This window comes from Lactobacillus sp. B4015 (assembly GCF_026536055.1).
Taxonomy (GTDB): Bacteria; Bacillota; Bacilli; order Lactobacillales; family Lactobacillaceae; genus Lactobacillus; species Lactobacillus panisapium.
On sequence record NZ_JAFNOY010000003.1, the window covers coordinates 193,368 to 219,890 of the forward strand.

Annotated in this window: 20 protein-coding genes and 1 other RNA gene; 7 read left to right on the forward strand and 14 right to left on the reverse strand. The window is 38.3% G+C overall.

Annotation, left to right across the window (positions count from 1 at the left end; genetic code table 11):
* Positions 1-59 precede the first annotated feature (59 nt).
* The 3 genes from rnpB to J3U71_RS04215 form a co-directional block, all read right to left on the reverse strand.
* Positions 60-429, reverse strand: an RNA gene (rnpB, locus tag J3U71_RS04205) — RNase P RNA component class B.
* A 26-nt stretch (positions 430-455) separates the two neighbouring features.
* Complete coding sequence (locus J3U71_RS04210) at positions 456-890, reverse strand: DivIVA domain-containing protein (protein ID WP_103751624.1); 435 nt, start codon at positions 888-890, stop codon at positions 456-458.
* Between the two features lie 95 nt (positions 891-985).
* The gene (locus J3U71_RS04215; RefSeq protein ID WP_220221142.1) at positions 986-1,555 is read right to left on the reverse strand and encodes a DUF1273 domain-containing protein; all 570 of its coding nucleotides are present in this window, start codon (positions 1,553-1,555) and stop codon (positions 986-988) included.
* A 69-nt stretch (positions 1,556-1,624) separates the two neighbouring features.
* Here J3U71_RS04215 and recU point away from each other — a divergent pair, with 69 nt between their 5' ends.
* Positions 1,625-2,257 carry a Holliday junction resolvase RecU gene (gene recU / locus J3U71_RS04220; RefSeq protein ID WP_220221143.1) on the forward strand — a complete coding sequence of 211 codons (633 nt, stop codon included), beginning with the start codon at positions 1,625-1,627 and terminating at the stop codon, positions 2,255-2,257.
* The gene (locus J3U71_RS04225) at positions 2,247-4,592 is read left to right on the forward strand and encodes a transglycosylase domain-containing protein (RefSeq protein ID WP_267392667.1); all 2,346 of its coding nucleotides are present in this window, start codon (positions 2,247-2,249) and stop codon (positions 4,590-4,592) included. Before recU ends, J3U71_RS04225 begins: the two co-directional genes overlap by 11 nt.
* A gap of 58 nt (positions 4,593-4,650) precedes the next feature.
* Here the strand turns inward: J3U71_RS04225 and nth are convergent, their stop codons facing one another.
* The 7 genes from nth to J3U71_RS04260 all read right to left on the reverse strand — a co-directional run bounded on the left by nth (position 4,651) and on the right by J3U71_RS04260 (position 17,742).
* Positions 4,651-5,277 (reverse strand): endonuclease III, encoded by a 627-nt coding sequence (gene nth / locus J3U71_RS04230; RefSeq protein WP_103751627.1) that lies wholly within the window; start codon positions 5,275-5,277, stop codon positions 4,651-4,653.
* Complete coding sequence (locus tag J3U71_RS04235; protein WP_267392666.1) at positions 5,278-5,919, reverse strand: DnaD domain protein; 642 nt, start codon at positions 5,917-5,919, stop codon at positions 5,278-5,280.
* A gap of 77 nt (positions 5,920-5,996) precedes the next feature.
* On the reverse strand, positions 5,997-7,295 hold the full coding sequence (asnS, locus tag J3U71_RS04240) for an asparagine--tRNA ligase (protein WP_220221146.1): 1,299 nt from the start codon (positions 7,293-7,295) through the stop codon (positions 5,997-5,999).
* Positions 7,296-7,361: 66 nt separating this feature from the next.
* Entirely contained in the window at positions 7,362-7,847 is a 486-nt protein-coding gene (locus J3U71_RS04245; protein ID WP_267392665.1) for a hypothetical protein, read from the reverse strand.
* Positions 7,837-10,626: a helicase C-terminal domain-containing protein gene (locus J3U71_RS04250; RefSeq protein WP_267392664.1), complete on the reverse strand. Its 2,790-nt coding sequence runs from the start codon at positions 10,624-10,626 to the stop codon at positions 7,837-7,839. Before J3U71_RS04250 ends, J3U71_RS04245 begins: the two co-directional genes overlap by 11 nt.
* Positions 10,627-10,648: 22 nt before the next feature.
* Entirely contained in the window at positions 10,649-14,266 is a 3,618-nt protein-coding gene (gene addA / locus J3U71_RS04255; protein ID WP_267392663.1) for a helicase-exonuclease AddAB subunit AddA, read from the reverse strand.
* Positions 14,267-14,268: 2 nt separating this feature from the next.
* Positions 14,269-17,742: a PD-(D/E)XK nuclease family protein gene (locus J3U71_RS04260; RefSeq protein ID WP_267392662.1), complete on the reverse strand. Its 3,474-nt coding sequence runs from the start codon at positions 17,740-17,742 to the stop codon at positions 14,269-14,271.
* Positions 17,743-17,820: 78 nt separating this feature from the next.
* On the opposite strand from J3U71_RS04260, the gene mvk reads away from it, so the two are divergent.
* From mvk to fni, 4 genes are read left to right on the forward strand one after another with little or no spacing between them, the layout of a single operon-like run.
* Entirely contained in the window at positions 17,821-18,729 is a 909-nt protein-coding gene (gene mvk / locus J3U71_RS04265) for a mevalonate kinase (protein WP_267392661.1), read from the forward strand.
* On the forward strand, positions 18,729-19,688 hold the full coding sequence (gene mvaD, locus J3U71_RS04270) for a diphosphomevalonate decarboxylase (protein WP_267392660.1): 960 nt from the start codon (positions 18,729-18,731) through the stop codon (positions 19,686-19,688). Before mvk ends, mvaD begins: the two co-directional genes overlap by 1 nt.
* A 36-nt stretch (positions 19,689-19,724) precedes the next feature.
* On the forward strand, positions 19,725-20,807 hold the full coding sequence (locus J3U71_RS04275) for a phosphomevalonate kinase (protein ID WP_267392659.1): 1,083 nt from the start codon (positions 19,725-19,727) through the stop codon (positions 20,805-20,807).
* A 17-nt stretch (positions 20,808-20,824) separates the two neighbouring features.
* Positions 20,825-21,844, forward strand: coding sequence for a type 2 isopentenyl-diphosphate Delta-isomerase (fni, locus tag J3U71_RS04280; RefSeq protein ID WP_267392658.1), 1,020 nt, complete (start codon positions 20,825-20,827; stop codon positions 21,842-21,844).
* A gap of 120 nt (positions 21,845-21,964) precedes the next feature.
* Here fni and J3U71_RS04285 read toward each other — a convergent pair whose 3' ends face one another.
* From J3U71_RS04285 to J3U71_RS04300, 4 genes are read right to left on the reverse strand one after another with little or no spacing between them, the layout of a single operon-like run.
* Positions 21,965-22,756 carry a Cof-type HAD-IIB family hydrolase gene (locus J3U71_RS04285; protein WP_267392657.1) on the reverse strand — a complete coding sequence of 264 codons (792 nt, stop codon included), beginning with the start codon at positions 22,754-22,756 and terminating at the stop codon, positions 21,965-21,967.
* 8 nt (positions 22,757-22,764) lie between these two features.
* Complete coding sequence (locus tag J3U71_RS04290; RefSeq protein ID WP_267392656.1) at positions 22,765-24,162, reverse strand: RsmB/NOP family class I SAM-dependent RNA methyltransferase; 1,398 nt, start codon at positions 24,160-24,162, stop codon at positions 22,765-22,767.
* A complete protein-coding gene (locus tag J3U71_RS04295) occupies positions 24,155-25,120 on the reverse strand; it encodes an ABC transporter permease (RefSeq protein WP_267392655.1) in 966 nt (321 codons plus the stop codon). Before J3U71_RS04295 ends, J3U71_RS04290 begins: the two co-directional genes overlap by 8 nt.
* A complete protein-coding gene (locus tag J3U71_RS04300; protein WP_220267982.1) occupies positions 25,110-25,862 on the reverse strand; it encodes an SAM-dependent methyltransferase in 753 nt (250 codons plus the stop codon). Before J3U71_RS04300 ends, J3U71_RS04295 begins: the two co-directional genes overlap by 11 nt.
* A gap of 83 nt (positions 25,863-25,945) precedes the next feature.
* On the opposite strand from J3U71_RS04300, the gene lepB reads away from it, so the two are divergent.
* On the forward strand, positions 25,946-26,515 hold the full coding sequence (lepB, locus tag J3U71_RS04305; RefSeq protein WP_267392654.1) for a signal peptidase I: 570 nt from the start codon (positions 25,946-25,948) through the stop codon (positions 26,513-26,515).
* Positions 26,516-26,523: the final 8 nt, after the last annotated feature.

Sequence of the window (26,523 nt, forward strand, 5' to 3'; positions counted from 1 at the left end):
TTTCATTCTTTAAAAAAAGCGTTGAGCCCTTTGAAAAGCTCAACGCTGCCAGTGCAAATTTTTATAAGCCACGTTCTGTTCCAGTAATTTTGGCAAAATTACCTTTAGCAGCCATCTATCTTTGCTATTAATAGCAATCCAACCTTTAGTTCAATTCCCTAGGTTGAGACGCCCCCACCAAATTTGGGTTGCACGCTCGCAGGGTTTACCTCGTTCCACCAAGAGCGTTTCCGCTCAAGCTTCGTCACTGTGGCACTTTTCAGAATAATCATGCATATCAAAAATGACTTAGCACTTTTTTCGCCGTAATTGTAACCAATTCTTTAGCTTATTGGGCTAAATACGAACACTACAAGCTTCGCAGCCTGTGCGTGCGTGGACTTTCCTCAGCTCAGTCAATAATAGACCAAACCGCGACTGCTCAAAATTTGCACCATTAAAAATTATACCAGAGCTTAGTCCTTTTGTAACCCATAAACTCGTTGTTCTAGATTATAGACTTTGCGTTCCAGAGTTGAAATGCGTTGAATTATTGCCATGTTCGTTGAACTTTCAGTTTGTGAATCACTGTTTAGTGAGCTGAATGTGTTGTCGCGGCCTTGGCTAGGAGTGTATGTCTTTACTGTTTCTTCAGTATTAACTGGGGTTATTCTCCTAGTCTTTTGCAATTGAACAGCGCTTTGCTTGTGTTGATCGTCCATTAATTGGCCTTGTAATTTGCCAATTTGGCCGTATAAATCCTCAATAATTTGTTCAAAAGTATCATAATCGGCAATCACCTGGTCCAAAAAAGCATCAACTTCGTCTGGATCAATGCCTTTAACCTTGGTTCTGAATTGTTTTTTTAATATATCCTGCGTGGATAGTTTAATGTCTTTTAAATCTGCCATAATGATGACAACTCCTTTATAATTCCCTAATTTATTCTAGCAAAAAGCACCGGTTCTTAAAACAGAAAAGATAAGTTTAGAAAAAGCTTTAGAAATTATTCGTCAAAGGTATTTCCTTCCTGTTCAGACTGGTATTCCTCAGCAGCATCTTGAAGATCATAAAAATCAATTAATTCTAGTGGATAATTATTGGCTTCCTGGTATTTTTTGATTAAATTATAATCAAACTTAGGTTTGCCAGGACTTTCTAAATCATAAACCATTAATGCGCTGTCAGTATGCATCAACATAAAATTTTGATAATTCCTTAATTGCACAGGGCTTTGATAAGGCTTATTTGAAGTTGCAGCAAAAAAGTCGACCTGATTTTTGAGGCTTAAAAATTTAGCTTGGTTATTTTCGTTCCACCTAGATGCAAATTCCTCATAAGGAATAATCATTGAAACTCTTAAGGGGTATTTTTGCCTTAATTCAACGGCAACCTCACTAGCCCACTGTTCAACGCCAAGATTTGCCCCGGTGATTACCCAATCGAGTTGTCCATCCTCTAACATTTCTGTTAAACGTTTTTCTATTACAAACTTGATGATTTTTATTTTAGGATCTTTTTCACCAAAAGTGTTCAGTTCATAATTGCGGTACCCAGTAACCCATAGTCGTTGCATATTGAAAGAGATAGCTCCTTGTTCAAAAACTTTTCCTTTATTGCTATAATGCTAGCAGGAGTGAGATTGATGGTCAAATATCCAAGCGGTAGTTCTGCCGCATATCGTAAAGCTGCTGAAGAACCAAAAATCAGGAAAAAGTACACGCATCGTGAAAATGTTAATTTTTCTGATCGGGGAATGAATCTTGAGCAGATGATTAACGAATCAAATAAATTTTATCGCATTAAAGAGATTGCGGTAGTACATAAAAAACCAACACCAATCCAAATTGTTAAGGTAGATTACCCGAAAAGATCACGAGCAGTTATTAAAGAAGCTTATTTTCGCCAAGAATCGACAACGGACTATAATGGAGTGTATCAGGGTTATTATTTAGACTTTGAGGCTAAAGAAACTAAAAATAAAACAAATTTTCCGTTAAAAAATTTTCATGAGCACCAGATTATTCACTTAGAACAGTGCTTGAAACAAAAAGGAATTTGTTTTACCATTATTGGTTTCACGGTTTTAAATAGGTACTTCGTTACGCCAGCAAGTAAAATTATTGAGGCTTGGTGGGACAAGGACAAAAGCTCGGTCACGTTAAAAGAAGTTGAAAAATGGTCAATTGAAATTAAAAGCGGCTTTCAACCTACCTTACCTTATTTAAAAGCTGTAGATCATTTTATCGCAGATAGGAAATTGAATAATGGCAAATAGAAATTATAATTCAAACAATGGACGCGAATCACGAAAAGATTACCGCGAAAATTTACCTAAACCAAGGTGGCACCGTGTAGTTAAATTGCTCTTGATGGCTATTTTTCTATTATTGCTTTCCGGTGTTGGTCTTTTTGCATATTATGCTAAGGATGCGCCTAACATTAGTAGGGCTAGTCTTGAAAGTGGTGGTTCTACCGCCTTTTATACCCCAAACGGCAAGTTTTTATTATCTCTTGGTTCAGAAAAAAGAATCTATGCTAAAGATAGTCCAGACATGCAACTGTTAAAAGATGCAATCGTCTCTGTCGAAGACAAGCGCTTTTACAAGGATAAATTAGGAATTGACCCAATCAGAATTGTCGGTTCCATGTTAAGCAATGCTAAAAGTCAAAGTATTTCTGCGGGTGGTTCAACGATTACGCAGCAACTCGTTAAACTTAGTGTGTTCTCCACTGATGCATCACAGAGAACCTTAAGGAGAAAAGCACAAGAAGCTTGGCTAGCAATGCGGGTTCAACGTGAATATACCCATGATGAAATTCTGGAATTTTATATTAATAAGGTTTACATGAATTACGGTAATTATGGTATCGGCACGGCTGCTAACTATTATTATGGTAAGAAAATTGGCGAATTAGATCTATCACAAACTGCACTGTTGGCTGGGATGCCTAACAGACCAACGATTTATAACCCATACGTTTATCCTAAATATGCCAAATATCGGCGTGACATTGTTTTGCAGGCTATGCTTGATAATAAAAAAATTACTAAAGCCCAGTACAATCAAGCACGAAAAGAAAGCATCAAAAAGGGCCTAAAGCCACATCAACAAAAGAACCAGTCAAATATTCGAAAAATTGATGATCCTTATATCAAGGAAGCAGTCCAAGAAGTTAAAAATAAGGGCTTTGACCCCTACCGTGACAATTTAAAGATTACATTGAACATTAATCAAAAAGCCCAAAGAAAGCTTTATGAATTAGCAAATAATGGTCAAGTACCATTTACCAGCGATACTATGCAGGTGGGTGCTACGGTAGTTGATCCAAGTAATGGCCATGTTGTAGCAATAATTGGTGGCCGGCATATTCCGTCAACGGTTCAATTAGGTCTTGATCGAGCAGTTCAAACTAGTCGATCTACCGGTTCTTCAATAAAACCCGTGCTTGATTATGGTCCAGCTATTGAATATTTAAACTGGTCAACTGCTAAAGTACTGGATGACAGTAAATATTACTACCCTGGAACTAGTATCCAGCTTTATGATTGGGATAATAAGTATGAAGGCCAAATGACTATGCGGCACGCATTAGAGCAGTCTAGAAATGTTCCGGCTGTTAAAACTTTAAAAGAGGTCGGTATTAGACGTGCTTCTAGGTTTGCCCGGCAAATGGATATTAATGTGCCAAAGACTGCAGGTCTATCCGTAGGTATTGGCGCAGACGCATCGAGCCTACAAATGGCAGGTGCATATGGTGCCTTTGCTACAATGGGGATTTACCACAAACCACAATTTGTTTCCAAAATTGAAACACCTGACGGTTTAGTAAGAAACTATGATTCCGAAGGAATTCGGGTGATGAGTAAAGCTACCGCTTATATGATCACTGATATGTTAAAGGGTGTTATCAAGCATGGTTCTGGAACCAATGCGCAAATCAGAGGTTTATACCACGCCGGTAAAACCGGTTCCGTTAAATACTCTAACCAAGAATTAACTCGTTATCCTGGTTATGGCGCAACACCTAAAGATTCTTGGTTTGTAGGTTATACACAGAGCTATTCAATGGGAGTTTGGACAGGCTATGATAATTTGAAGGATGGAACTATTTCTGGTATTGGCCAGCAATCTGCTCAATTGCTTTATAAAAATATGATGTCCTATCTTATGAGCAATAAAGAAAATGTTGATTGGCAAAAACCAGATTCAGTCATTAGAGCTAGAATAATTAAAAATTCTAATCCTCCTGTTGTTTCTTCAACTGGTGAATGGCAACTGTTTGTTCGTGGGCATGCTCCAGCGGGAATTGTTGATGACAGTAGTGATTATAATAGTTCTGAGGAACAGACTGGCAGCAATTCAACTCAGAGTAATTATAACGAGCAAAACAGAACTATTACCCGTAAAAAGAGACCAACTGAATCACAGTCTGATGAAAATAAAAATGATGCTGGCCATGATCGTGATCAGACAAATAATGGTAATAATTCACCGGAAAATAAACCAAATAATCATGATAATGACAGCTCTCATTCAAATTCAAACGAAAATGCTGATAATCATGAAGGCAATAACAATCCGGCTAATGACGGCGAACATGATCATTAATAATTAAAAATAAAAATGCCATAGCTAATTTACAGCTATGGCATTTTTGTATGCGGTGTTATTGTTTTTTCAAATATGAATATGGATCTTCTTTATCTCTTGCTGTCATAGAATAACGACCAAATAAAATCATTGCGTGATGAGTGTGGATCCACTCGCTTTTTGGTAATATTTCTTCTAGTCGTTTTTCAATTTCCAGTGGCTTGGCATTTTGCGGTACGATATGAAATCTTTTTGAGATTCGGGAAACATGTGTATCAACAGCAATAGCCGGTACACCAAAACCGTCAGCTAAAACTACATTTGCAGTCTTCTCGCCCACTCCGGGCAATGTCACTAACGTTTTCTTATCTTCAGGAATCTGACCAGCAAATTTGTCCACCAAAATTTGGGCGGTTTCTTTTAAGTGCTTGGCCTTAGAATGATAGAGGCCAATTTTTGAAATATGGTGCTCAATATCGGTAATTGATGCTTGCGCTAAAGAGCTTGGATCTGGATAATCCGCAATAAATTTCGGCATGATTCTGTTAACCATTTTATCAGTCGTTTGAGCACTCATTAACACGGCGCAAAGTAAATGAAATTTATTATCCCAAATCAATTCACTTTTTGCATCAGGGTACATCTCGTTTATGGCACGCAAGACTTTTCTTGCTTCTGCTGTACTTAATAATTTTTCAGGCATTTACCGGTTCCTTTGTAAAAATTTTTGCACTTCACTTGTTGTTTTTAGGTTGTGCCGCTGCCAGTTAAGAAGCACGCGGTCAACATACTTTAAACTATATGCTTGCGACAGTACAGCCTCTCTCAACGCCAACTTGATAATTTCCGGATCATAATGATCAACCTTCAACCAGGCGGCAACTTCTTCTCGTTCGATTGGACTAAGATAACGTCCAAATTCAATTTCAAATTGCCGCATTAACTGGTTTAATGGACTATTATCAACAGTTGAAGAGCTGCTTTCAGTTACTCCTTTTTTACCATTAGGCAAAACATTCTTGGCTAACAACTCATCGAGTTTTATATATAATTGGTCCAGATTAAATTGATTGCCAATCCGGCCCTTCTTATCAGTGACTTGGTCAATTGCCAAGTAATTTTTTTCAATTAGGCGCTGAATAATATCAGCGATTTCGGCTGAAGAAAAATTAGTGTTAGCAGCGATCTGTTCGTTAGAGGGAAAATTCTCACCTTTTTGAGCAAATAATTCAAGTTGCATAATTAAGATTATTTCAGAGTCACTAATTTTAAGTTGCGGATAATAAGCTAATAAACCATTGGAAAAAGTTGTAAATCCAAGAGTTCGGTAATCATTGTAATGCATGATAATTTTCTCTCCTTTAAAAAAGTTGAACTAAAATATTTTAGTTCAACTTTTTTAATTATTTAGTTAATGCAAATTTATGGCTTAACCCGGTTAATCATTCTTGGGAATGGAATAGCTTCGCGAACATGATCTAATTTGCAAATCCAAGCAATTACACGCTCAAAGCCCATACCAAAGCCTGAGTGAGGAACACTACCATATTTACGTAAGTCAAGATACCAATCATAATTTTCTTCTTTAAGACCGGCTTCTTTAATTTGCTCTTTCAGAGTGTCGTAGTCACTTTCACGTTCAGAACCACCCATAATTTCGCCATAGCCCTCTGGAGCCAAAACATCGGCACATAAATATTCCTTAGGGTTATCTGGATTTTTCTTCATGTAGAATGGCTTAATTGCCGTTGGGTAATTAACAATAAAAAATGGCCGGTCAAATTTTTCAGAAATGAATGCTTCGTCTGGGGCACCAAAATCATCGCCCCACTTGAAATCTCTGCCATCTTCTTGAAGCATTTTAACCGCATCATCATAAGATAAACGGGTATAGTTGCCTTCTGCAGCAGGCCGCAGTTTTTCCTTATCACGGCCGAGTAATTCTAATTCGTAATCGCAGTTTTCCAAGACTTGTTTAACAACGTATGATAAAAAGCGTTCTTGAATATCCAAAGACTCATCTTGGTGCATCCAGGCCATTTCAGGTTCCATCATCCAAAATTCAGTAAGATGACGTCTTGTCTTAGATTCTTCTGCTCTAAAAGTAGGACCGAAAGTGAAAATCTTACCAAAGGCTTCAGCGCCTACTTCACCATAAAGCTGACCAGATTGTGATAAATAAGCATCGCCACCAAAGTATTCGGTATGGAATAGCTCCGTGGTACCTTCAGGAGCTGAATGCATAAAAATTGGAGCATCAAATTTAACGAAGCCCTCGTTTTCAAAGAAATCAACCGTTGCCTTAAAGATGGTGTTTCTAATGCGCATGATTGCAAATGGTCTTCTGCTACGCAACCATAAGTGCCGGTGATCAAGCAAGAATTCAATTCCGTGTTCTTTATTCCCGATTGGGTAGCCTTCATTATTAGTGACAACCTTTAAATCAGAAATTTGAATTTCATAGCCGAAGTGAGAACGATCATCTTGGTGAACAGTTCCTGTGATGTAAAAGCTAGCTTCTTGGTGCAATGATTTTGCTGCTTCAAAAACTTCATCTGTAACATCATTTTTTCTAACTATTCCTTGGAAAAATGCAGTTCCATCACGTAACTGTAAAAATACGATTTTTCCACTTGACCGTTTATCAGTCAGCCAAACATGCATTTGAACTTCTTCATCAACATGCTTTGAACAATCTCTAATTGAAATTAATTTTGTCATAAACTTTTATTCCACTTTCCTTATCATATCAACTTAATAATACCAAAGTTTTGTTAAATAAGCGACTTAACCTAGTAAATTTCCGTTTTTAAATTCATAGAGTTTGTAATGGTAATCACCTGAGCTATTTTTACCCGCTACTTCCCAAACCGCTTTGTTACGATACCAACCCAAGTTAACCGCAGTAATTTTATCATCTGGATACTTAGTTCCATATTTATTTCTAACTGCTGTCTCACTAACGCCCTTTTTACTAGATAAAAGGTAGGCTTTCTTCGAGGCGGGTAAATAAATGAAGTAATAGGTTTGGCTGTTTTTAGCAATGCCTTTAGCGGAGTAACTATTAACACCGCGATCTAAATGATAGTTTCGCACAATTCTTTTAATCGGTGATTTTTGCAAGACTATTTGATTAAGCTCACGTGTTTCATTTCGTACGGGACTGCTTGCTTTATAAAAAATAAGCAGTAATGAAAAATAGAGCACAACAATAATGGCAATTAGCCAAGCAATAAATTTAAGCGTTTGTTTTGTGTCGTCTTCAATTATCATAATTATCCAACTTATTCCGTAAATCTTTTATCAAAATTTTTCTTGTTGTTACAGGTATTGCGTTTAAAAATACTTTACCATAATCTTTGCTCCAAATCCGTGAATCCAAAATTAAGAACTGACCATGATCTTTTTCGCCACGAATTAGGCGTCCCATGCCCTGCTTAAACCGAATAATTGCCCGTGGCATCGTATCATTTTGGAAAACATTAATGCCCTTTTTTTGCAATTGGCGTTGACGTAAACGGACTTCCGGCTGGTCGGGGGATTCAAATGGTAGTTTAGCGGCAATAACTAAATCAATCCCACATTCATGAAAATCAATTCCTTCCCAGAAACTATCTGCTCCGATTAAAATAGCCTTTTGCGCAATTGCAAACCTTTTGGTAATGCGGTTATTAGAGCCAGATACACCTTGGGCTAAAATTTCAAAGTCACGTAGATTAGGCGAATTTAAAATGGCACTAAAGACTTCTTTTATTTTATCCAAATTAGTCATTAAAACTAGAATATGGCTTTTCTGACTCAAGTCATTTTCTAGAATGTTAGCCAGCTGCTGATCATATTGCGGCGTGTCGATAGCAGGAAAGTCTTTCACGGCTAAAACCTGCAAATGCTGATCAAGTTTAAATGTGCTGCTACCAATAAATTTTTCCGGATGTAAATCAGTTAAAGCTAACTGTTTAATTGTAAAGGAAAAATCATTATCATTTGTCAAAGTAGCACTAACAAAGCAAAGATGGTCAAAACGAGCGTAAATTTGTTTTAATTCACTAGAAGCGTCTAATGTCATCCAGCTCAGATTAACACTTAACGGATCCTGGAGATTGGTTAAAGTCAGTAAAAATCCTTCCTGAGTTAAAACTTCCTTGGTATGAAGAATGTCTGATAGCTGGTAGCTTTTAGTAATATAAAAATCAAGACGATCAATTTGATCAGTTAACTCACTTAAAACAGCATCCCTCTGCAATTCCGAATTATCAGTTTCATTATACAGCTTAAATAAAATGGCATTAGTCTGCTGCCGGACATCTTCTAATTTGCGTTGAAACTCTCCAAGTTTCGGTAAAAATGGACTCTCACTAGCGAATAAATCCGTGCCCTCAAAACTTAAGAGCAGATTACCATTTGGCAAGATATTTTTATTTACCGCTTGCTCGTTTTGGGCAAATAATATTCTCTGTAACTGATTGATGACGTGAATCAAGTCCAATATCGATGGATCTAATTTTTCTAGTAAAAAGTTGACTGAAACATCATTACCATACTGGTTAAATACGCTATCTTCGGCATAAAACAAAAGATTGCGCAAATGATTGAGTACGCCCCAAAGTGATTCAAACTGAAATGAATCATTCCGCGAATTGATTACGTTATCGACAAAGCGGTGAGCTTCATCAATCACCAAATAAGGATTTTGCCCCCAGATTGTGTCGTTGTAATGATTGGCCAAATAGGCGTGATTAGTAATTAAAATATCGGCTTCTTCTTGTTTTTGTCGCGCTAAATTCCAAAAATCGACTTTAGCAAAACTACTACCTACCCGGGCATCCCCCGGATGAGCTATTTGAACAAACAACGGTGCCTTATAGTTAGTCAGCTGTAATTCATCTAGATCTCCCGTTTTAGTCTCCGTTAACCACACCAAGATTCGCATTTGCAAGACTAGCGTCATTTTATTAGGAGTTCCCTGGTACAGACTCTGGTAAAAGCCATCTAAATCGAGATAATGACTACTTGATTTCACCACTTCTGCAGTCAAATCAAGGTCAGTGACCTTAAGCAATTGGGGAATTTCCTGCGTGATAATCTGATCCTGCAAAACTTTAGTTGGCGTCGCCACCACAAGCTTTCGACTCGTATATAAATGATAGGAATAAGCAAACAAATAGGAAAAAGTTTTACCAGTACCATTGGGTGCTTCAACCAATAACGCCCTTTGATCAGGATTCTTGATGAACTGATTAATTTGGTTGATTAAATCAACTTGTGGCTGCCGGTAATTGATTTTTCCTTTAAATAGCTGATGCTTGGCTTTATTACTGAGAGGAAAAGATGCATTTGAGCCATTACTGTGCTCTGGAATTTTAGTCTGTTGTTTTTGCAAAATAATATTGCGGACCTGCACGTAGTTTTTACCTAGTGGTCTTTTAGTTAGCCGCAACTCATCTGCAATTGTGGTAAAAATCCAGGAAGTATCTCGAATAAGACCGTGCGCAAGAGAACTTAACGTATTCAGTGTGGCTTGCGGCAATGTTTCCAATTTGTTGATAATCTTAAGCAGTAACACAGCCGTCCCGTATGCATCAGAATCAGCTTTATGCGGATTTAGGTGTGGGATGTTTAGCTGATTAGTTAGATCTGTCAACTTATATGATGGTAAAGTCGGAAATGCAATCTTAGCCAGTTCAACTGTATCGATTGCTCTATTGGTTAAAGCCTCATAGCCATGCTGCACTAGTTCATAATTAAGAAACGGCAAATCAAAATTTACATTATGCGCCACAAAAACCGCATCCTTTAAGATAGCAATAATCTTTGGAGCATAATAAGAAAAGTCCTTTTGCTGAGCTACATCTGAATTATGAATATGCGTAAGGTTCTGAATTGCTAAAGGGATGTCACGGTGGGGATTAATCATAAAAGAGTAGGTTTTAACAACCTTCATGTTTTTGATGATGGCACAGCCAAACTGGATGATATGATTGTCCTCTTCGCGCTGGGTTCCGGTTGTTTCCAGATCAACGACTGCAAATGTCTCCTTAGCAAATAATGTCATTAAATTCGACCTCCTTTCTTTTCTACTTAATTTCGACGATTTTTTGCGCTGCCAGTAAAACTAGGTATTTGTGCGTTACCTTTTTGTTAGCAAACGAATTTAAAGCCTGCTCATAAAGTCGTAACTGCCCCGTGTATTTTTGCTTAAGATGATTAATTGCTAAATCCAAATGATTAGGATCGAGATAATCAGTTTTATAGTCAAATAGTATTATGCCATCATTTTGGATGAAGTAACCATCAATTGTACCGTGAATTAAAATTTTAGCATTTGGATCACTAAAATGGTCAAATAAGCTACTTGCCGAAAGTAAACTGGAAAATTCAATTTCACGTTTTAAGTTCTCCGGCTTTTGCCAAAATTCATGGCTAAAGTCGCTATGAACAAACCAGTTAATCTGTTCTTTATTTAAATCCGGTACAATAGCGGGATTTAGTTTATCTTGCTTAACCAGAGAAGCAATTTCATCATCTAACTGCTGGTCGTCACCCTTGCCGTGATAATCATAATATTGTAACAGCAGGTGTGTCGCGGTTCCGATTTCGGCTCCGGTAAACTTGGTTGCAAACAAAAAATTAGGCTTAGTATCAATCGGTTGTAAATACCTATTGGTTGATGAGAGCAAATGAGCATTCTCTAGTTCACTGTCCAGCGGATCATTAAAGGCCTTTTTAATTTCTGAAACAGATTGGTAAGCGGTCGTCTGACTAGCATCTTTAAACGGATAAGCAAAATCATAGAGCTTTTTGGCTGTTTGATTTAAAAGCGTGAAATCCTCTGCAGCGGCCGTTTTTGCTTGTACGGTTTTTGGCCGTGCAATTGTTTCATCCTGGTAGTGAATTAAGAGTAAATCTTCTTGCTTATCTAGTTCCGGGGTGATCTCACTCATCGGCAAAGCTACCTGATGCGTAAAGTTAATGGCTGGACCAATAAAGCTCATTGCGCTGGTAGCATCAATCTTATCGCTTAAGGGTAACTTATTCTCATGATTGAGCTGCTGACTCCAGGTCTGGGTAAGTTTGGGAAAATTCTTTAAGTCAGTCACTAAAATTAACTTCTGCCGTGCTCTAGTCATACCAACGTAAAGTATTCTAGCCTCTTCTTCGAGTAATTGTTTTTTCTTGGCAACATTGTCATATGATTTAAGCAGTGAATCAGCGCGATAATGCTCTTGGCGTAAAGTCAATCCGACATTATCTGCGTTAATAATATAATTTCCACTAAGATCACGCAATTGAAACCGGTGCTGCAACCCAAGATAAAAAACAATGGGAAATTCCAGGCCCTTAGACCCGTGAACAGTCATTAGCCGCACTGAATTACCTGCTTCTTTAGCCAGTAATGGCTGTGCCAGATCTTTTTGGCTGCGGCGCATTCTTTCGATAAAGTTAATAAACTGGTAAAGTCCCTTAAAACCGGCACTTTCATATGAGCTTGCCCGTTCATACAGTGCTTCTAAGTTGACCCGACGCTGTTTGCCGTTGGGCAATGCCGTCATGATTTCTAGCAAATTGGTTCGCTCATAAATGCTCCAGACTAATTCGGAAATCCGGTGATTTGTAGCAAATTGTCTTAATTCAGCTAATTGGTTTAAAAAATCCTTTATTTTTTGACTGAGGCCATCGTTAATTGCCACGTAAGAGGTCAAAGCATCATAAAAATTAGTATTTTTGCTATGAATCCGAATTTGGGCTAAATCTTGTTCGCTAAAGTTAAACAGCGGTGAGCGCAGAACAGTTACCAAGGGGATATCTTGATCAGGGTTATCAATAATGCGCAAGTAATTCATAACAATGGTCAATTCAATTGTTTGAAAATAGTTTTTGGCATCCGTCACCATTAACGGCAGATCGTTTTTCGCAAATTCCTGCATGATAGCAAGGTTCTCACTCCGGCTACGGGTCAAGATGGCAATATCACTATATTTAAAAGGCCGCTTTTGACCTGTCTGTGGGTCATATACTTCTAAGTGTTCATTCTGAAATTGCTTGATGCGATTAATAACCATGGCTATTTCTGCCGAGTCAATATCTTGCTCCTGCTCCTCATTTAGTGAACCATCTTTTTCATCTTGGTTATGGTAAATGATTTCGCATGCAGCGGGAAGTGCAGCCGGATAATATTTAGCCCCTAAAACCAACTGCCCGTCTTTTTGGTAGTCAATGCCGCCAAAATCGGGTGTTAAGATGGTTTTAAACACTTGGTTAACAATTTTGAGAACGGGATTAGTCGAACGAAAGTTTTCGGAAAGCAAAATTCGCTCTTGATCGGTATTTTCTTTCTTAGCCGCCTCTTGGTATTTATGCAAGAAAAGCGTGGGTTCGGCTTGCCTAAAACCGTAAATCGATTGTTTGACGTCACCTACCATAAATAAGTTATTTTGACCGGTTTTCTTAATTAGTTGTAAGATCTTTTCTTGCAACGGATTAATATCCTGGTATTCATCAACTAAAATTTCAGTGAACTTATTTTGGTAAAAGGAGCGTGCCATTTCAGCGTTAGATGTGTCTTGACTTAGGATCTGGTAGGCAAACTGTTCCATATCACTGAAGTCGACCAAATTTTCTGCCCGCTTTAATTCTCCAAAACGTTTGATTAGGGCATTTTCTGCTTTTACAACTGCGGTCATAATTTTTTGGCCACGTTTTAGGATCTCAATTTGCTCGTGCTCATCTGTAGCGTAAAAAGAAGTGAAGGCTGTAAACACTTGCTCAGCGGCTTCGGTTTTGCGGTCATAACAATTTTGGTAAAAAGCTAGTAGATCCTCATCCCATTTTTTTGACTTACGAAAGGTTCCGGTAAAAAGACAACTACGCAATAACTGCCTTTGGTCGTCGTAATTAGCGTCATTAACTAATCCTTCAAGATACCGGTTTAAGCATTTGTGGAAAATAGTAAAGCTTTCCTTAACCTTCGCTAGTTCCCTGGTTTCAATCAATGGGTCGTTAACAATTTGCTCAATTTTATTGCTGAGCTCAGTAAAAGTATTTGTTAAATAAGGTTTAATTTGCTTTTGCCACAGTTTAGTTGTAATTACGCTTTCCCCTACTTCATATTTAGCAGCTAAGCCTTTTAACCAACTGGAATAATCAGGTTTAGCCATTGCGTAAGAGTATAAATCTAAAAGAAGATTTTGCGCTGATTCTGCATCCCTGTCGCCAGCAAAATTATTATAAAAGCTAATGAAGTCCTCGTCATTTGCCTCTAAAAACTCGCTTTCAATTTCGTGTAGTGCTCGTTCACGCATCAATTCGGCTTGCGTTTCATCGGTCAAGACGCTAAAGCTTGGATCAAGATCGATGACGTAGTAAAAGCGATGAATGACGTCTAGGCAAAAGGCATCAATTGTGGAAATATTGGCAGAGTCAACCGCGTTAAGCTGCTGCCTGAGATAGGTTTTGGCAGTCGTCTTGGCTAGCTCAGTTTGCAAAACTTGTTTAATTCGCCCCTTCATTTCTTGGGCTGCTGCCTTAGTAAACGTCACTACTAATAGTTGGTCTACCCTAGTTCCGGCAAGAATTTCTTGCAGCAAACGCTGCACTAAAACAGTTGTTTTGCCACTTCCAGCGGAAGCAGAAACTAAGATATCGTGTCCGCGATCGCTAATCGCCTTATTTTGGGCTTGAGTAAAATCTGCCATGACTATTCCTCCTCTCCCAGTTTCTCTTTAATTTTGCTTAATAACTCTTTTTTACTTAAACTGCCTACCTGGTGATACTTGTTTTCCTTAAGCATTGCGTCAAAAAAGAAAATATCACGGTAGTCGGAATAAGTTAAGGCGTTAATACCTTTGCCATACTTATATGGATTGAGCTTAATTTCACCGGATAAAATTTGACTTGCGGCGTCCTTAATGAGCTCTTCATCATATTGCAGCAAAAGCTCAATTTCATCGTCTTTAAAAGCATTACCCCGAAAGCTGAGACTGCCATCTTTTTTACTATTAACACCGGTATACAAATCCGAGGTGGTACTGTTTTTTTCAAGCTCAGGGTCAGCGTCAAGAACTAGTGCTTGGTCATAATTAATTAATCCAGTGTATTTTAACCTGGTTTTGCCATCCAGATTATCTTGTTTTAACTCTAAATGACTATTGTACAAATCTTTACCGTTTAACCGCTCAGTTTGCCTCGTAATTGTTTGGTAAAATGCACCAAGCAAATAAAGTGGTGTTTTGCCCGTAAAGAAGGGTTGGTTTTTCAGTAAAACATCGAGATAGGAAACCATTTGTAGTGAAATACCTTGGTAAAAGAGGCCCAAATTAAATTTCTTTGCGGAAGACTTGTAATCAATCACCTGCGCTAAGTATTCATTCTTGTCACTAATTTGGGCCAAATCAACCCGGTCCATCTTACCGCGTAAATTAACATAATGCTTGCCAGCCAAGTTAGGAACAACCAGGTCAAGGCCGTGGACTTTTTCGCCAAAGCCAAAACTAAGTTCAGAGTATTTTGCTCGTAAAGGCGTTTTTTGTACTGCTTTTTGCCAGTTAAAAGCAACCTTGGTGGTAGTTTGATCAAGACACTTAAATAAAAATTGGTTAAAAGGATCATTGGCAAGCTGCTTATACTTAGCTTCGGCCATCATTTTCGCTCTAGCAATAGCCAGTAATTGACTTAAAGTAGTTTCGTCAACATCGGCTAAATCTAAGTGCTTTTGGTTAAGTTCTTTTACCAAACGGTCGAAAGTTTCGTGAAAATAATTACCAGCTTGAATAATATCAAACTCATTTTCAAAGCGTTTATGCAAATGCAAACCGTAATTTAAAAAGTATTCGTAAGAATTTTCATAAAAAGTTTCCAGTTGTGAAACGGATGAATTTAAATTCTGGCCGTACAATTCCTGGGCTAACTCAGCACCAATATCTTCCGGCTGGTTGTCAAATTGACTGGCTTCTAGAACCATTGCCGTCTTAGTTGGGATTTTTGCTGCTGTTAATTTTAATAATTGATCAACATCAATTTCGCTATTTGCCTGCTTTAAGTAAGTCAAGTAACCTAAACTTGCCTGGGGATTGGTCAGGAAACTTAAAAGGTCCTGGAATTTTTCCGGTAAATTGCGTTGCTGGAATTCGATTGCACCAGCGCGTTTGAGCCGGTCATAATAAATTGAAGGCTCAACTGCTTCGTTGTCAGAATTGGCCACCGAATAAGATAGGTAAACCTTGTCACTGGCCAAGGCTAAACAAATACCAAACTGATAGTTCTGATCAAGATTGCTTAATTGCTGGTGATCTTCCAAATAAGAATCTTCGCCAAAGGCAGTACTTAAATTCTCTAGATTTTCAGTGCTTAAAAAACCTGGGGTGGTTTGAATTGCTGGCAAACCAGTGCTAGTAGCGCCCATGATGAAAACTTGCTTATAGCCGCTAACTTGGACAATACCTGTTTCAGAAAGATTAACTGCGTCCAAAGTAGAAGGAATTTGGGAGAAAGTAGCCTCTTTAAAGCCGTTGGTTAAAACATTGAAAAAACTGGCTACATCAAATTCAGTCGGATTAATCAGTAAGTAATCATGTAATAACGTAATGAGCAAGTCCCATACTTGTTCAGATTGGCGTGCTTGCTGCAAGTCACCAGCGGTTTGCGCATCTTCGCGCCATTTTTCAAGCACTTGATTAACTTTATTATTGGTTAAAAAATTAAAGAAAGTGGTAATCGCTTTTTGCGTGTCCTCTTCCTGCTTAAGTTTAGTTAATAACCGCTCGAACTTTTTCACAAAAAAGTCTTTTAATTTGCTTATTTTAGCCACTTCATCAGGAACTTTGTCTAGTCTGATCACTTCAGAAGCAACATAGTCCGTAAAATCACGTTTCCATAAATTATGGTTAATTCCGTGCGCTAAAACAAAATTTTCCAGCTCATCGACGTCATGAATATAAGCTGATTCTTCTTGGTACCAGTCCGGAATAATTAGATGGGTTTTCATAATTGCCAGCATATTTTGGGTTTGAAACGGCCGTGCCAAAAGCTGAGCAATATTTTCAATTAAAATAACCAACGAATGATATTTCATTTCTTGCTGTAAGTCATCAAAAAATGGGACATGATTCTGCCGTAAAATCGGAATCAGGTATGTTTCGTATTCATGTAGATTGGGTGCTAAGACCAAGAAATCGCGGTAACGGTAGTTTTTTAGGGCCACTTGTTGGTAAATTGCATGGGCAACATAATAGGCTTCGGCATAACGGTTATCTGCTCGAACTAATTGCACCTGGTCAAGTTTACCCACATCATAAGCAGTACCCGTCCAGAACTCATTGAGCAATTCCCGCTTAGTGGGCTGGGGCGAAATAGGAGTTTTTTCTACTTCATAAGACAGATCGTGCTGTTTCAAATAATTCAGTAATTGATTAATTGTTCTCTGAATTACATAATCGTAATCACCTTGCGCAAAATCAAGGTTAATGTCGCCAATTTTGGTTTTAAAAGCTAAGGTAACGCTATGAGCATGCATCATTAACAATTTGACCGTCAGACATTCCTGCAGTGAAAAATGAGAAAAATCACTAAAATAAAAATCGGTCTTGCTTAAATCAATTCCGCCAGCAAGATACTCATTTAGCTGCAATTGTACCTCATTTGAAGTCGAAAACTTAGTAGCAATTGTACTAGTAAATGCCTCGTAAATGATTTTAAGGTCTGCAATCTTATTTTTCGTTTCTAAGTCAAGAGAATCTTCGTCGATTTCATCAAGATCAAGGTTCCCTTCCCTAACCTGCAAAATCGTATCATAAAGCTGTTTAACTAAACCGGGACTGACGCTAACCGTTTTAAAAAGATGAAGCTGGTCACGTTTTTGCTCAATAATCTTGGCTAAAATCATGGCAGCCGCGGCATTATCAAGTTGCGTTGGCAAACCCTGTTCGGCATCTTTGAGGAAAAACCAGGCAAGTCGCGAAAATGATAAAACCTGCAAATTTTTAACCGATTGTTCAACGTTGCCCTTGCTAACGGCTAATCTGTTTATTGCTCTGACTTCTGTGGTAAACTTAATATGATTAGGAACGATAATAAAAGTTTCGTGTTCTGGAAAGCGTTGGTAGTTATCAACTGCAGCTTGCAGGACTTTTTCTTGTAAAGAATCTGTCTGCCGACCGACTAAAATCTTGATCATCTGTTCTCTTCTCCTTTGCTATTTATTTTAGCATAAGGAGTAAAAAAATTTTCACAAACAGTAAGGATCTTAAGCAAAATGAAATCTAGTTATTTGGCCCATGGCAAAGTAATTTTAATCGGGGAACATTCCGTTGTATATGGCTATGATGCGTTAGCAATGCCAATTAATTCGCTTCATATCAAAACAACTGTTGAACCGGCCCCCGAGATGTGGATGGACACTGAGCGTTATCAAGGGCCTTTTTTTATGGCTCCAAATGAATATAACGGCTTAAAATATGTTGTTAAAAAAATGTTGGAGTTAGCTGCCAGTACAGAGCAACTGAAAATCTCATATACTGGGCAAATTCCAATTGAACGCGGATTGGGTTCTAGTGCCACCGTTGCCCTGGCAACCACTCGGGCAATGGACGACTATTTCAAGCTTAATCTGACCGAAGAGCAAATTTTGGCTATTACCAATCATGCGGAAATGATTAATCATGGTAAAGCCTCAGGTTTAGATGCGGCTACAGTTAATTCCAACTACCTCGTTTTTTTTAATCAAAAAGATGGTCCAAGCGTTTTAAAAGCAAAACTGGGGGCTACTTTATTAATTATGGATACGGGAGAATTAGGCAGTACGAAAGAAGCTGTTATGCAAGTTCATGATCAAATAAAAGCTTCACCACAAGCAGCAGATAAGTTAAAGCGACTGGGAAAATTGGCCGATAGGACTAAGACGTCTTGGCTTAATCATGATGCTGGTCAAATTGGTACTTACTTTAATGAAGCACAAGAAATTCTGTGTTCTTTTGGCTTATCAACGGCTAAAATTGACCAATTACAAAAAATTGCACTTGCGCACCAAGCGCTCGGCTTTAAGCTTTCAGGCAGCGGTCTTGGCGGCATTGTAATTGCTCTTTGCAAGAATCAAGCGGTAGCGCAAGCAATAGCAGATCATAGTCAAAAAATTGCTGTTAATAGTTGGATTGAGGAGATTTAATGGGAAAAACTGTACGAGCACACGCCAATATTGCACTAATTAAATATTGGGGGAAAAAAGACGAACGTTTGCGACTTCCTTTAATGTCAAGCCTTTCTATGACGTTGGATCGTTTTTATACTGATACTAAAATTACCGAAAGCGATTTTAATCATTTTTACTTAAACGGGATTGAACAAATCGGTCAAAGTTCGCAGCGTGTTTTCACTTATCTTAAATTTTTGCAGGATAAGTTTGGTGTTAGTGGCAATTTAGCCGTTAGATCAACCAATCATGTTCCAACGGCTGCTGGCCTGGCATCGTCTTCGTCAGCTTTTGCTGCTTTAGCCGGAGCTTTCTGCTCTCATTATGGCTTTGAAATAGAAATCAAAGAATTATCCCGGCTTGCTAGAATGGGTTCAGGCTCTGCGTGTCGGTCAGTTTTTGGTGGCTTTGTCTTGTGGCAGAAAGGTGAAGATGATACTTCATCTTACGCCTACGCCTTAAACGAAAAGCCCGAGATGGACTTACAGCTTTTGGCAATTGAACTAAATCCGAAACCTAAGAAACTTTCATCAACGGAAGGGATGAAGCAAGCGACCAGTTCCCCCTTCTTTAAGCCTTGGCTACAGCGAAATCAGACCGAGCTAGACCAAATGATAACGGCCATTCAAAATAATGATTTTACTGCGCTGGGACAACTAGCAGAATTAAACGCTAACGAAATGCACGCAATTAACTTAACCGCCCAGCCTGGTTTTACATATTTTGAGCCACAAACAATTGCAGCGATTAACTTGGTAAGGCATTTACGTGAAACTGGGATTGAGTGTTATTACACGATTGATGCTGGTCCCAACGTAAAAGTTATTACTCGTTTAAAAAATGTAAAAGAAATTACTAATCAGTTTGTATCGCAATTTGACAATGTTAAGATAGTAAATGCAAGTTTTGGTCCAGGTCTATCATATTTGGACTAATTAATGTAATTTAATTGATTAGGAGATTAAATTCTTTTGATAACAGAACAAGCGCCCGGAAAGTTATATATTGCTGGCGAATATGCGGTACTTGAACAAGATTGTCCCGCAATTTTAGTCGCAGTTAATCAATTTATCCGGGTTTCAATTACTAAAACAAAGTCATCTACTGGGTTAATCCATTCTAAACAATATTCACAAGATTCAATTCACTGGGTTAGGCATGGGGCCGAAATGGTTATTGACAATCGTGATAACCCTTTTGAATATATTTTGGCGGCTATTTCGTTTACTGAACGATTTTGCCTTGAAAAGCACATTGAGATGCAGGTCTATGATCTTTATATCAATTCGGATCTTGATTCGGCTGATGGTAAAAAGTATGGCTTGGGCTCCAGCGCGGCAGTTACGGTAGCAACTGTAAAAGCAATCTTACGCTTTTATAACGTACCCTTCAGTAACGAACTTGTTTATAAATTGTCAGCCATCTCTCATTATTCAGTTCAGGGTAATGGTTCGGCTGGTGATATTGCTGCCAGTGTTTATGGTGGCTGGCTTGCCTACCAGACTTTTGATAAAAGTTGGCTAAAACAAGAACTAGCACATAAGTCGCTGTCTGAAGTTGTCGATGAAGCATGGCCAGGACTAAAAATTCAGTTGTTAACGCCGCCAACCGGCATGAATTTAATGATTGGTTGGAGTCAAAAGCCTGCTTCCACTTCCCGCTTAGTTGATGAAACTAATGCCAACAAAGAGGCACTGAACGGAAAGTACCGGGAATTTATTAGGCTTTCACGAAAATGTGTCTTAAAAATGATTGTTGGGTTTGAAAGAAACGATATCGACCTAATTAAAAAGCAGATCCGCGAAAACCGTAAATTGTTGCAACACTTTGCTGCTATCAATCGAATTGCGATTGAAATTCCCCGCTTATCCAAATTAATTAACATTGCTGAATCATTTGGTGGTGCTGCTAAAACTTCTGGTGCCGGTAACGGTGATTGCGGGATCGTCATTACAGATGAGCAAACCAACATAGCGGCCCTTGAAGAAGAATGGCGTCAAAACGGGATTATGCCCCTTGATTTTCACGTTCATTCCGTCAAGTTAGCCCGGTAAATGAGTAAGAGGAAAAAATGTCCATTAGATCTACGCGTAAAGAAGAACACTTGGCTTTAGCCCAAAAGTTCTATGAGAATGAGAAGTCGAATAGTTTTGATCAGATGCATTTAGTTCGGCCGGCTTTACCCGAAACTAATGTTAACTTGCAGGCGATTAGCACAAAAATGTTTGGCAAAACTGTGAGTGCCCCATTTTTCATCAATGCAATGACGGGCGGCTCTAAAAAATCTTTTGCAATTAACCAAGCTTTAGGTAAAATTGCCCAGCAAACGCACATTGCGCTTGCTTTAGGCTCGGCTAGCATTCTTGTCAAAGAAGCAGATCGGCTGGATAGTTTTATCATTGCTCGTCAAGAAAACCCCAACGGTGTATTGCTTGCTAACATAAATGCTAAGACCTCTGTAAGAGATGCTGAAAAAATTATTGCTGAGCTGCAAGCAGATGCCTTGCAAGTCCATTTAAACGTCGTGCAGGAAATAGCAATGCCGGAAGGTGATCGCGACTTTCACTGGCTAGCTAACCTTCAAGAACTACGCCAACAAATAACTGTACCAATCATTATTAAAGAAGTTGGTTGTGGTCTGGATCAAGCAACAATTCACCTTTTAAAAAAAGAAGGTATCACCTTCTTCGATATCGCTGGTAGTGGTGGAACCAATTTTGCACAAATCGAAAATGCCCGAAACCCGCAGCCTCTTTCTTACCTTGAAAATATCGGCTTACCTACTGTTATTGCTGCGGTGCTAGCTGCAAACGAAGATGTTGATTTGATTGTTTCAGGGGGAATTCGCAATCCGTTAGATGTCTTCAAGGGACTTTGCTTAGGTGGAAAATATGTTGGTATTTCTAACACCTTCTTACAAGTCTTGCTTCAAGACAATGGCTTTGAAAATTTACTTCAACTGATTAAAGAATGGCAAAAGCAACTTGCTTATTTAATGGCGATTTATGGTCAAACCAATTTAACCGATTTACCTAAAATTAAGCGGTACTTTGATTTACCATTAAAAGCGCAAATTGACCAATTACTTTAAAAATAAGTCAAAAACATAAGTATTGAAAAATCCTGTTAAATCTTGGTATTGTAAACCTTGATTTAACAGGATTTTTGTTTGGATTAAAAGATAAAGTATATTTAACTGACTTGCTTATTATTAGTCATTTAAAAGCCGCCAAATTTCTTTTTGAACTGCACTACTATTGCTAGAGCCAATTACGCGGTTAGCTGCACTTTTAGCGATTGGCAAGGCGGTAGCAGTTACATAACTTTGACCAACATATTTAAGCATTCCCACATCATTGCCACTATCACCGAAAGCAACCATTTCGCGGGGATTGATATGATACTTTTTGCTTAAGTATTCTAACCCAATCGCCTTGTTCATTTTCTTGGTCGAAATATCAATTGAAGTAGCTGACCCCGACACAAAACCGATCTGAGGATAATTATTTTGCAATTCGCTAATAATTCGTGGCCGCTCATTTGCTGGAACATCGACCGTAACTTTAAAAATCTGATCTTGCAAATCGGTAAAACTTGGCACAATTGTCAATTTAGCATAATATTTTTTTAACTCAGTAGCATATTCTGGTCCGTCACTTGCGCGTACGTATGCACTTGCAAGACCGGAAACGGTTATCTTTTCATGAGCATACTTAGCGATAATCTCAAAAATGACTTGCAGATCCTCATCGGAAATACAATCGGTATGAATAACCTGCCTGCCCTGGGCTACCAATGCTCCATTCTCAGCAATAAAGTACATTTTAGCTGCCGTTTTAGGAAAACGGGCATAAATATTTTCATATTGGTTACCGCTAGCAATGACAAATTTAATTCCGCACTCCTGCATAATTGCAAATTCACGTAAAAATAGTTCTTCATCGTAGGTTTTTTGATCGGTCAACCATGTTCCGTCCATATCGGTAGCAATTAATTTAAGCATGTTAATCTCTAATCTTTCTTCAAAATTCGTAAACCCTTAGGGTAAAAATTCTTCAAAACGCCATCTTTCATATTTTTACCAAAGCTAAAGATTAAGTGCTGGTAACTAAGTAAAATAAAGCCCTGCATCTTATTATCTTGGCCACGTAATGTTTCTCCATGTAAAAAAGCGGCGAAATCTGGTTGGCTAAGTTCAAGCACCTGCGTTTGTTCAACTTGACTTAAAACCATTGCCAATTGATGGCTCGGTTCAAACCGGTTTTTCTTGAGCAAACCTAGTTCAAAACCATTATTTAAAATTTTCAAATGAGCAATGTTTGTCGTTAAAGCTGGTAAAAAAACGTGATCGTGGCTTACTAAGCAGCGCTTGGGCCATTCACTTAAAGCCGAAGGCAGATTGAATGGTTTTAAGACTAGTGCAATCAATTCCACCTCTTGATTAGTTAGGTGCCTAGTACTGGCTTTTTCACGTTTACGTTTTTGTCGTTGAGACTTGGCTTTAGTGATTACTGAGCTGGCAGGCTTTTGCAATCTTGCCACAAATTGGCCTTCTCCTAGCTCATCAAAAGGCCAGAAACGTACTGTGTTAGTTAACGCCGGATTTTGATCAGCCCAATCAGGGTTTCCAGCAGCGCAGTTAGTATTGCTTAAAGTGATAGGTAAAATCTCAAAGCTATAAGTTTGGGCGAGCCAAGATACAATTTGTTCATCTTCTTCAGGCGCAAAAGTACACGTCGAGTAAATAAGCTCGCCACCCGGTCGCAACATTTCTGTCGCAGCTGCTAAGATTTCTTTTTGACGACTTTGGCAGGTTAAGACATAATTCTGGGACCAATAAGAAACGGCATCTGGATTTTTGCGAAACATCCCTTCCCCACTACATGGTGCATCAACGACAATTTTATCAAAGAAACTGTTAAAGTGCTGCGCTAATCTTGCTGGACTTTCATTAGTAATTAATGCATTGGTGACTCCCCAGCGCTCCAGATTTTCACGTAGGACTTTTGCTCGGGAAGATGAGATATCGTTAGCAACTAGCAGACCATCACCTCTTAACTGTTCAGCCAAAGCGGTACTTTTTCCGCCAGGCGCAGCGCAAAGATCAAGCACTTTCTCTCCGGGTTTTACCTGAGCAATCTGCGCAGGAAACATTGCAGCTGGCTCTTGTGAATAGACCATCCCACTTACCCATTCAGGATCTGAACCACTAACTTGACCATAATACGCGTTATTAATCCTTAAAACAGGTTTAGTTAGCGCGTAGCCAATATCTTGTTTTTGCTTGAGTGCGTTAATGCGAAATGCTTTCTTTGGTTTTTCATCGTTCATTGCAGCAAATAGCTGATCAGCTTTTGGACCCAATAATTTGCGGTACTTAGCAGTAAATTCATTAGGTAATTTAAGCATCTAGTTTTTCCTTTCGTACGCGATAAAAAATGCCGTAACTATAAATAATGGAAATAATTATCCAGCTAGCTAGTAACAATAACAAGAGATGCTGCGGCTTTGAGAAGAAAGCCCGCCAGCATAAGAAGAAATAGGCACCAAACACCAGTAAAATTTCGGTTAAAATGGTTCTAATTCCGTGGTTTAACAGCCAATTACGCAGTAATCCGCCACTTAAGTGAGTTTGCTTAACAGTTTGCCAATCTAAAAAGGCTAAAATAAGATTGCTGATTCCGGCAATCAAAATAAACACGACAATTAATAAAATTTCTTTGATCACTGAAAATTGATGGCTCTGGTGACTTTTGACAAATGATGGTGTTTTAACCTTTACACCATAATGAGCAGCAATCTGTCTGATTACCCTAGTCGAACTATCAATGATAATTACGTAATTGCGCAATTTAAATTGACCAGTCGGCTGCATTGAACCCGTAGTTAAGTAATACCCATTCTGTTTCATTTGCCGATAATGCTTTAATGTCCCAATTACGGTGTAATATTTATTGTTTAAAACAATGTACTGGTTTCCCTGCGTTTTATACTGTTTAATATTGGCATTTAAGCCTAAGACACCAAAAGAGACCCTACCCTTAAAGTCGTCAGAAGTAAAGTAACGACCCGCTTCTGTTGGCAGAGTTAAGACATCTTTGTTAGACCAAATTAAAGTTTGCTTATCTTTTCTGTTATTTGCTAGGTGAAGCTGGATCTTGTTTTTTGGGAACTTTTGCTCTAAATAACGCACAAAAGTGCTAATGCTTTGGTCATTTTTAATTTTAATATAACGAGTATTATTGCTTAATCCGTATGCTTCAAGTAATTGATTGGCTTCATCGGATTGAATATTAGATAGCATTGAGCCCACACCGAGCATTGCTAAAAAAATAATAAATAATAAAAAAATCTTTTTAAATTTCATGTTCTATCTCAAATATTTGTTCATCAATAAAATCGTAACTGGTAAAAGTTTGCTTAATTTGTCTAAGAGCTGGTGAATGACGAAATTTTTCATGATGCCAAAAATCTGGTGAGTTTGTGGCACCATTTTTTTCGCCAATAAACAAGAAGTGACTTTTGGGATTGTACTTTTGCCAAGCATTAACTGCTGCTAAATCACTGCGGTTAAAATTGGGCGCCCAAGAACAAAGAATTAAGTCTACTGCCGAATACTGGGCAATAGCTGAACTAGCATTTAGATTAACCACAGAAGCAAACGGTTGCTGGCCAGTTCGCGAAGTCTTCGCCCACTGTAATGAATCTGTTGCAACTGTTTGAACCCCAACCTGTTGTAATGCCCGAGTCCAATAAGCGTTACCCGCCATTATTTCCAGTGCTGAATTTACATGTAAGTTCTCTTTGATTGCTTGAGCCGTTTCCAAGTTCGGTAAAGACCATAAACCATAGTGAATCGATAAAAACTGCCTTGTACTGTTAAAAAGCTGGTTAATTATCTTAAGTGCCGCTGCTTTTTGCGGTCCGACTTCTGTCATTATCTCCTCTAGTTTATCAGGATAAAAGCCGAGTAAGCTCGGTGCTTTAGCTAAAACTTGCTTTTTTTCAATTGTTTGAATGATGCACATGATTTCTTTAGCTTGCTGATCAACCTGTTGGTTGTCAATCTCAATTGCTAAGTGCTTAATTTTCTCTAAAAATTCTGTCATATCAAATACCTATAATGATTTTACCATTCAAATGAAATGATTTCAGTTATAATAAAGAGTAATAGAATAAAGGAGAATATTTGATGGAAAATGATATAAAAAAAGACGATGAGGAAGAAAGTTTAGGGAAATTCCTTTTAGATCTTGTCGTAATGGTAGTCGTTATTTTCGGAATCTTTTATCTGCTGTTTCACTTTGTATTAGTTAACGTGCGTGTTTCTGGCAATTCGATGCAGCCGACTTTTGAAAATAACGAGCGAATGATCTCAGTTCGTCACTTTACACCCAAAAGATACGAAGTTGTAGCCTTGATTCCCCCTAAAAAGGCAAATGATCCGCATGCACTCTACGTTAAGCGTGTGATTGGATTGCCGGGTGATAAGGTTACAGCAAAAAATGATAAAATGTATGTTAATGGTAAACAAATACCTGAACCTTATTTGAATAACAAATTCAAGAAAGCAGATAATGCTGCGGGCTATACCTATACCAACAATTTTACCTATCGCGTACCTAGTGGCCATTATTGGGTTATGGGTGATCATCGGGATATCTCAAAAGATTCACGCAAATTTGGTCCCGTTAGCCGTGGTAATTTAGTTGGTAAAGTTGTCTTTCGTTATTGGCCGTTTAACCGGGTTCAAAGTTTTTAATCTAAAAT